Consider the following 1,303-nt stretch of genomic DNA (forward strand, 5'->3'; position numbering starts at 1 on the left):
TAAACCAAGAACCATCGGTAGTTTGGACTAAATCACCATGACCAGTACCTTGAATCGGATTGTTTTCTTCGTTTGAATTGGCGTGTGTCAGGATTGGATTTGCGGGATTGGATTCATAAACTCCCCAAATATTTTTACTTCTGGCAATGGTAACTTTATGTCCATATTCTGTTCCACCTTCGGCAATAATTAAATAATAAAAACCTTCTTTTTTATATAAATGTGGGCCCTCTGGATATTTTCCGCCAGTTCCTTTCCAAATCGTTACGGGTTCTGAAAGCAGTTTGCCAGTAGTTAAATCTATTTCAGACATCACAATCCTATTTTTTACGGCTCCCCAATTTTGTGCAGAGGTAACATAGACTTTGCCGTTATCGTCAAAAAACAAACTTGGGTCAATCCCAGGAGTGGTAATCCAAATAGGGTTTGACCACGGTCCAGCAGGATTTTTTGCCGTTACGTAAAAATTTCCTTTATCCGTAATATTGGTGGTTATCATGTAAAACAAACCATCATGATATCGAATGGTTGGTGCAAAAATGCCCAAAGTAGTTTGTGCTTTTGCCAATGGCAATTGTTCTTCTCTGTCTAAAACATAACCAATTTGTTCCCAATTGACCAAATTGGTACTGTGAAAAATCGGCACTCCGGGAAAATAACCAAAACTGCTGTTTACCATATAATAATCGTTTTGCACCCTACAAATACTTGGGTCTGGATAAAATCCGGGCAAAACAGGATTTTGATAATTGACTTGACCAAAGCCACTGTTTTTTATAAACAAAAGCAAAAATAACAGGATTATTTTGGTTTTAGAACGTGTCATTTAGGTGTTTGTTTAGTTTTTTCCTTACTTTTGTTTGCGAAAGCGGTCGGAGACCGCTATTCACCTCCTCAAAATTGGAGACTTTGCGGAGCGTGTTAACGATTTTTTTTGTGCCGAAACCATCAAGTTGCGGCAAGCAAAACCAATTAGCAGAAATGTCTTTTTCATAAGGTATTATTTTATTTTTAGAGCATATTCGATTGCCTTGACAGTCAAAGGCTCCATAACTTTATAACCTGCCAATGTTGGATGAACGCCATCATTGGTAAACTCCTTTTTCAATCCTTTTTTCTCATCAAGTAATGGAGAATAATAATCGAGGTAAACGATTTTATTTTTAGAGGCATATTCTTTAATTCTATTGTTAAGTTGTATGATTTTCTCGACAGGTTCTAGTCCTGGTTTCCAAGCAAAATCATATGCAGGTAAAACAGACGTTAAGATTACTCTGATGTTATTTGCTTTAGCGAGTTCCAC

General features: G+C 36.9%; 2 protein-coding genes. Both read right to left on the minus strand.

Going from position 1 to position 1,303, the window contains the following annotated elements; translation table 11 throughout:
- On the minus strand, positions 1-826 hold an 826-nt coding region (locus EKL98_RS16195; protein ID WP_148104448.1), incomplete at its 3' end, for a glycoside hydrolase family 43 protein.
- 174 nt (positions 827-1,000) lie between these two features.
- A partial coding sequence (locus tag EKL98_RS16200; protein WP_233589470.1) for a GDSL-type esterase/lipase family protein occupies positions 1,001-1,303 on the minus strand: 303 nt, incomplete at its 5' end.

The organism is Flavobacterium bomense, from assembly GCF_003970355.1.